This is a genomic window from Streptomyces sp. NPDC037126 (assembly GCF_055605965.1).
In genome coordinates, this window is record NZ_JBVJTD010000021.1 from 151,836 (window position 1) to 158,906 (window position 7,071).

Sequence of the window (7,071 nt, forward strand, 5' to 3'; positions counted from 1 at the left end):
AATTACGCGGTCTCACCCAACGGCGAGGTCCCGGAGCGGTGGGAGTGGTCCGCGCCCACAAGTCCTGAAGGCTAGACACTCTCTCCCCCGCCGAGAACGACACGCCGCCCCCGCGCCGGGTCGATCAGCGCCCGAGTGCCCGAAAGGGTCGAACCGGTAGCCCGCCCCCCAGACGGTCTGGATGTGCCGTGGACGCGCCGGGTCGTCCTCGATCTTGCTCCGCAGTCGCCGGACATGGACCGTCACCGTGGAGGGATCGCCGTGATCCCAGCCCCAGACAGCACGCATCAGTTCCTCCCTGCTGTGAGTGCGACAAGGATGGCGCATGAAATGCGTCAGAAGGCCGAACTCGCGAACGGTGAGAGGGAAGGCTGTACCACCCTTGACAACGCTGTGGCTGAACTCCTCCAGGACCAGCTGCGGGCAGCAGGCCCTTTGCGGGCGCCCCGCCGGGCCGCTCCGGCGGAGCACGGCCTGGACGCGCAACTCCAGTTCGCGTGGACTGCACGGCTCTGTCACGTAGTCGTCGGCACCGGCCTCCAGGCCGGCGATGCGGTCCTGCTCGCCGTCCCGCGCCGTCAGCATGATGACCGGCCACGTACCGAGCGCCCGCAGCCGCCGGCAGAGGTTCAGGCCGCCCGTGCCGGGCAGGTCGGGGTCGAGAAGCACCAGGTCGCACGGGTCCGCCAGGACCCGGGCCAGGGCGGCGGAGCCGTCGCCGACGTGCTCCACGTCATGACCCGCCCCCTCAAGGCGGCGCATGACGACCCGCGCGGCCTCGCCATCGGCGGCGACAACGATCCGACGCCCCGCTTCCGGCGGCCTCCGGCCCGCCGCCGTGTACCGATTTTCTTGTCGCATGGAACTAACGATGCACTCCGATTCCGAGAAAGAGTTCCTACATGAGCGCAACTTGAGGAAATCGTGTGCGCATACGATGCGCCACGTTCCGGCATATTGGCCTTCGGAATGCCCAGATCTGGCGTACCAGAAAAGCCGCCTTTTTTCGGACGCTGCCGCTCGCGGACCGGCAGCCGTGCCGCAAGGGCGATCCGGCCGCAGTGAACCCCGTTCGGGCAGCGGAGCATGCCCGGGTGCCGTCCCCACCCTGCCCACCGGGGCACGGATACTCCGGCAGGATCACCCGGGACGGAGCGGATCCCGGTACCACGAGCGGCAGCGAGGGGAGAACGACGTGATCCACGAGGTGGACGATGCCCTCCACAAGCTGCTCGTCCGGGGCGCGTTGGCCGACTCGGAGGTCGAGGTCTCCTTCGAGATGCCGACCAGCGCCTGGGCCGCCCGCCGCAAGGGGCCCGTGGTCAACGCCTACTTGTACGACGTGCGGGAGGACGTGAGCCGACGGCAGCACGGCTATGTGCCCGTGGTGGAGGAGGGGCGGGTCGTCAAACGCCGGCCGCAGCCCCACTGGTTCCAGCTGTCGTACCTGATGAGTGTCTGGGCCGGGCAGCCTCGGGAGGAACACCGGCTGCTGGCCTCCCTCTTGTCCCTGTTCACCTCGCACGAGCTACTGCTCCCCGGCGAACTGCCGGGCTCCCTCGGGGCCTTGGACCTCGCCGTTCCGCTGTCGACCTCCGCCGCGCCGGTGGCGTCCCGCTCCCTCGCGGAGATCTGGTCCGCACTCGGCAGTGAACTCAGGCCGTCCCTCGACGTCGTGGTCACCGCGCCGCTTCCGGGCCGCGCCCACGAGGCCGGCCCGGCCGTCACCGAGGCCCCGGCCGTCAACGTGCTTCGCCGGGACCCGTCCGGTCCCCCAGGGGTGGGCCGGCGTCCTCGGTCATCCGCTGTCCCCGGCTTCACCGCGGCCGCCCAACTGCGCGCCTCCGATGAGCAATAGGCGTCCGTGAACACCGGGCCATCCCCCACGGCGGCGGCCGGCGGCTAGGATCCGGTCAGGGGCGGGCCCCTTCACGCCCGCCCGCGGCAAGGCGCGCATCGGCGGGGCGAGCGCGGCGGAAGCAGTCCCTACCCCCCGCACCGGTCGGCACGCGGTGGCCTGTCGATCAGACGGCGAAGCGCCGCACGGACTTGGCATTCGGCGGGAGGGCCACCACGATCATGTTCAGGCCGAGCCGGCGAAGCGACGTGATCATGTCCGTGTTCGCGTGAGAGTCGGTGACCACGGTGTGCACCGCGTCCGGATCGGCGACCTTCGCCGAGTAGGCACGGCCCAGCTTCGAGCTGTCGGCCACGACGATCCGCTGCTTCGCCTGCTCCAGCATGATGCGGGTGACCTTCGCCCCGCTGCTGCTGTGCTGGGTGAATCCCGCGACGGGGCTGATCCCGTCCGCCCCGACCACCGCGAAGTCGAAGCGGTACGTGCGAAGCGACCGCTCCGCGGAGTTGCCGACGAGGTCGTTGGACAACGGCCTTGCCGTTCCGCCCGTGACGACTACGTCGACCAGCTGGCGTGACGCGAGGGTCGTCGCCGTGTCGAGGCCGTTCGTCACGACCGTGAGATCGGTCCGGCCCGCCAGGAGGCCGGCGACGAAGCCGACCGTGCTGCCGCCGCTCAGCGCCACGGTGAGGGGGCGGGAAGGTATCAGAGAGCAGGTCAGGGCTCCGATGCGGCGCTTCGCCTCGGTGTTCTGGGACCGGCGCAGACTCACCGGCAGTTCCGCGCTGCGGCGTGCCGCCGCCACGCGCCCGTACGACCTCCGGATGAGCCCCTTCTCCTCCATCACCGCCAGGTCCCGGCGGACCGTGGGTCCCGAGACACCGAGGAGGGCGGGCAGGAACCGGACCTGAAGCTCTCCTCGCTGGGCGAGCAGCGTGAGGATCACCGAGATACGCGCGTCGCGTGCGCCGTCACTCACCGGCTGCTCCAGCACGTCCTCGGGGTGCTGCGGGGCCTGCCGGGCCACCGGCACGGGCCGTACGCGCTCGCCGGGTGTTCGTCTCTGCCAGAGCGCCGAGATTCACACCTCGCTGAAATTGCCACATTCAATGTCCCGTCTGAGTGCTGACGTGTCGTCGGCGGGGAGCCACACTCCGAGACCGTGATGCGGTCCCGGAGCGCAGCCGTTCGAACGGCCACCGGCGCACTTCACTGCCCAGACTCACGCGAGCGGGCGCTCGGCGGACCGGGGAAAAACCCTGGGGTCGCACCAAGGGGTGCGTGAGGGAGCGGGCGCTGACCTCGGTGCGGGCCGTGGAGGCCCGGGCCGGGGGCGCTGTTCGACGCCGCGCGGGAGCGCCCCCTCTCCCGCCCCGAGGTGGGGTATGCAAGCGCTTGGTCACCGGCACGCAGGCCGGCCCCGGCAGACATGCCGGACCGGGCACCGCCCGCGTCGCGGCCGGTGCCCGGCGGCTCCTGGTCGCGGAGCGTGCGGGCGTGGCGGTCAGCCACGCGAGACGGCGCCGACCTCCTGTGCCCAGTACGACGCCACCGTGTCCCAGGGATTTCCCCAGCTCTCACCATTGGCGGGCGTGTTGTTGTCGTCGGTCACGTAGACGTAGCCCGCGTTGCGCTGCTTCGACAGGGAGATCGCATTGGCCATCTGGGACTTGCGGGTCTCGTAGACCAGATGCCAGATCTTCGAGGGATCGGCGGACTTCTCCCAGGACTGGGGCTTGAACGTCCGGTACTGGGCGTAGCTGCCCTCGAAGGTCACCACGGTGTCCGCCGCGTCGGCGTAGCACTTGTCGGTCCCCGTGCCCGGGTTGATGACGACCTGTGCACCGCTGTTCTTGGCCTTCACATAAGCCCTGATCTTCTTGTAGAGATCGACGTACTGTGTGCTGCCCGTGCCGGGGCCGCACCTGTTCAGGGCGTCGTCGAAGAAGATGCCGCCGAGCCCCGAGCTGCCGTACGACGAGTACCAGATGTCGATGTTCTTCTCGATCGTCCTGAGCCATGCGCTCCTGGAGGAACTGCCGGCGCCCGGCGCCATCCAGCCGGTGGTGCCGAAATAGCCGGTGTCCACATATCCGATGACCTTGGAACCCTGGCTGTGCGCCTTCTTGATGGCACTGGCATAGGTGGCGTCCCTGCCCGTCCCCGGTCCGCTGTTCGGGTTGGCCACGAGCAGGTCCGCCTTGCGACCGGAGCCTCCGAAGGCCTGCCAGCTTCCGGAGGCGGGATATATGTAGGCCGGCACCGCGACCTTCTGGCTCGGCTTCGTCGCGCCGTGTGCGACGGCCAGGAACGCGGGCACCACGGCCACCGTCGCGCAGCCGGCGACAGCGGCGATGCCCAGCCGCTTCCTGCTCTTCCTCTTCCTGCTGCCCATGAATCGATTCCTCTCATGTCGGGATGCGACCGATCCCCGGGTCGGGGGGAGCGGAGGGGTACGGGTCGTGGAGCCGGGGCCCTAGCCAGCCGCTGTCCCTTGACCGAGCGGGCCGAACCTCCCGAAAGCCCATGCCAACGGGCAAGGTCTCTTCCCCTTCGGATCACCGCCTTGTGGGAGGACCGACTTCACTGAAGGACGACCCTGCCAAGCCCTGACAGCACGTTACGTCTGAAGACGGGGTGGGTGACCTGGTTCGTCGGGGTGATGCTGCCCCGCCGCTCCACACACCACGAATCGATGTCATTGCGCGTACACGTCGGCCGCGCACCGCGACAAAAGGCCCCGTGCTCCTGCTCGGACAGTCTCCGATCGCGCCCTTTTGACGGCTCCGATCCGGCCTTGCGGGACCCGACCGGAAGGGCCACGCTCCCCCACCGAACTCCGTTCACCCATCGCGCGTGTCAATGTGCCGCGTGACCCGGAATGCACCCGTCCGGGCATGACCGACAGGGCAGCCGTTCGTACCGAACCTGCCTCGAAGGCCTGGCCGGGGCGATCACCGGTCGTGCCACCATGAGTGCGCCACCCCGGCACCGCGATTCTTCCGGGCTCTCCGGAGGTGAGCGGATCAACGTCTGTCCGCTCAGGAGCACAGCCTTGACCGGTATAGATCATCTGGATGTGCGCCTGCTCCGGGCATTCCTCGAAGTGGCGCGGGAGCTGAACTTCACCCGAGCGGCCGCCAGGTTGTTCCTGTCGCAGCAAGCGGTCTCGTCTCGGATACGCGCGCTGGAAGGCGATCTCAAGGTGCAGCTGTTCGCGCGCACCACGCGGCGTGTCGAGCTCACTCCGGCCGGCGTCGTGTTCCGGGACCGAATCGGTCCCGCGCTGACCGCGCTCGACCACGCGTGGACGGCCGCCCGGGAGGCCGAAGCCGCAGGGCACGGTGTGATCCGCATCGGACACATTCCGAGCGCCGCCTGCCGACTGCTCCCCGATGCCGCGGCCCTGTGGGACCGTCAGGGCCTGAAGCTTCAGTGGCGCAACATCGAGCACACCGAGAGGTCCCTGCGGGCCGCGCTGCTGGACGGTGCGGTGCACCTCGGCGTCGGCCTGGCGGCGAAGGGCTCCGGCCAAGACCTGGGCAGACGGCAGCTCGGCCATGAGCCGCTCTGCGCAGTCGTCGGGAAACAACATCCCCTTGCGCATGCCGGTCAGGTCAAGGTCTCCGACCTGGGCGGCTGGGACTGGCTCTGCTGGCCGCGCTCGGAGTTCCCGGCGCAGTGGCGGGCCACCCAGGAGATGGCCCGCTCGCTCGACCCCAGGCCCGCTCTCCACGAGGTCTGGCTGAGCCTGGCGTACCCACAACTGCTCCAGCGCGATGCCATCATGCTCCAGCCGGCTTCGTACGCCGACCACCTTCCCCGCGGCCTGGTCTGGCTACCGGTGGACTCTCCGGCCAGCTTGGAGTACGCGGTCCTGTGGCACCCGGCCGAACTGACTCCCTTGCTGAAGCGCGCCATCGACGTGCTCGGCGAGAGCGCCGACCGTCTGCCCGACTCCTCCTGAGGCCCGGCGCGCCCCGAGGAAGCACACCTCTCGCCGCTGCCGCGGGCGCACCTGTACGCAGGGGGCTGCGCAATGCTCTTCGGAGCTGCGCAATTGCCCTCTGACCTGGGCTTTTTCACACTCACCCCGGCTTGGCCACCGGGCCGGCGGTCAGGTCACGACGCTACGCCCGGGGGTCTGCCCGAAGCTCGGCGAGCACGGCCCAGCGTCGTTCGAAGTCCGCAGCCTGTCCCTCGATCTGGGACGGGCTGATGGGTCTGTTGTACTGCCCCGTGATACCGCGTCCCACGCAGTCCTGCGCAACCGCCTCACCGGAGGGGACCTCGGTGCGCAACCGGTGTTCCGCCCATACGTTGTAGGTGCGGAACTGCAGCGGGTACCTGCGCAGCGTGGACGGGCTCACCGGCCTGCGGCCCCTTCCGAACAACCCCTTTGCCGCGAGGAACGCCGACATCTCCTCGGCCGTGGGTTCGGCGCCGCGCTGAGTCTGATACTCCATCCACGCGAGGTAGTAGCGGTCGACAACGGTCAAAGACATGCCCTGCGTCGTTGCCTCGGCCAGAGACGCCTCATCCTCGGCGCCCTCGGTGTCTCGCTCCTCCCCCTGCACCACCTCCGGGCTGTCATCGGCCGTGTCGGACCACAGCTGACCGTCGGCGTCGTGCTCGCCGGAACGGCCTCTCCGACGGAACGCGGCGACGTACTCCAGCAGATCGTCAGCGGCGACCGGCCGACCGGGTGCGACCGTGATGCCATCACGCTCGTACACGAACGCGGCGAGAGCAGCCGCATCCGGATAGCCGCCGTTCTCCTCGGCGTAGGTACGCCAGGCACTGAAGAAGTAGTCGTCCCAAGCGGAATACTCTTCGGGGCCGGAGGCGGACACATCGTCGGTCTCGTCTTCCTGGGTCACATCGGGTTGAGTGACTCGCTCCGCGAAAGCACGCCCGTTGCCGTCCGCGTCAGCTGCAGTAGGACCGGCCTCGACCGACACCGCCGCCATGTATACGGCGTCCCTCTCCCCCGCGCTTGCGACACCCTGCCGGTCCAGCGAGCGGTCGACCCGTTCGGCGGCGACTTCCAAGGCAGGCGCCTGCCACTGCTGTACCAGTACCGGTTCCACCGTCGGCAGCAACACCGTTTCGAGTCCGGCCGCCGCGAGGCCCGCCGGAGCCGTCTCCGCCAGCGGCACGCCGTAACGCGCGAGGCGCAGCGGCATCAGCGACTCCACCGGGGCCTTCCTGCG

At 69.4% G+C, this 7,071-nt stretch carries 5 protein-coding genes and 1 pseudogene; 2 read left to right on the forward strand and 4 right to left on the reverse strand.

The features are described from left to right. Nucleotides 1–12: 12 nt before the first annotated feature. Nucleotides 13–861: a winged helix-turn-helix domain-containing protein gene (locus ACZ7FF_RS35070; protein ID WP_470817536.1), complete on the reverse strand. Its 849-nt coding sequence runs from the start codon at nt 859–861 to the stop codon at nt 13–15. Nucleotides 862–1,195: 334 nt separating this feature from the next. Here ACZ7FF_RS35070 and ACZ7FF_RS35075 point away from each other — a divergent pair, with 334 nt between their 5' ends. Then, the gene (locus ACZ7FF_RS35075; RefSeq protein ID WP_470817538.1) at nt 1,196–1,858 is read left to right on the forward strand and encodes a Pvc16 family protein; all 663 of its coding nucleotides are present in this window, start codon (nt 1,196–1,198) and stop codon (nt 1,856–1,858) included. Between the two features lie 166 nt (nt 1,859–2,024). Here ACZ7FF_RS35075 and ACZ7FF_RS35080 read toward each other — a convergent pair whose 3' ends face one another. Together ACZ7FF_RS35080 and ACZ7FF_RS35085 are read right to left on the reverse strand one after the other, a co-directional pair. Next, entirely contained in the window at nt 2,025–2,885 is an 861-nt protein-coding gene (locus tag ACZ7FF_RS35080) for a DeoR/GlpR family DNA-binding transcription regulator (protein ID WP_470817540.1), read from the reverse strand. Nucleotides 2,886–3,362: 477 nt separating this feature from the next. After that, on the reverse strand, nt 3,363–4,253 hold the full coding sequence (locus ACZ7FF_RS35085; RefSeq protein ID WP_470817541.1) for a spherulation-specific family 4 protein: 891 nt from the start codon (nt 4,251–4,253) through the stop codon (nt 3,363–3,365). 660 nt (nt 4,254–4,913) lie between these two features. Between ACZ7FF_RS35085 and ACZ7FF_RS35090 the strand changes: the two genes are divergently transcribed. Further along, nucleotides 4,914–5,825, forward strand: coding sequence for a LysR family transcriptional regulator (locus tag ACZ7FF_RS35090; RefSeq protein ID WP_470817543.1), 912 nt, complete (start codon nt 4,914–4,916; stop codon nt 5,823–5,825). A gap of 163 nt (nt 5,826–5,988) precedes the next feature. Here the strand turns inward: ACZ7FF_RS35090 and ACZ7FF_RS35095 are convergent. Then, nucleotides 5,989–7,071 (reverse strand): annotated as a pseudogene (locus ACZ7FF_RS35095) (hypothetical protein); the annotation flags it as partial.

What these genes read in the sequence shown, in the direction of transcription:
- ACZ7FF_RS35070 (WP_470817536.1), bottom strand. Translation starts at nt 861, where the DNA reads ATGCGACAAGAAAATCGGTACACGGCGGCGGGCCGGAGGCCGCCGGAA.
- ACZ7FF_RS35085 (WP_470817541.1), bottom strand. Translation starts at nt 4,253, where the DNA reads ATGGGCAGCAGGAAGAGGAAGAGCAGGAAGCGGCTGGGCATCGCCGCT.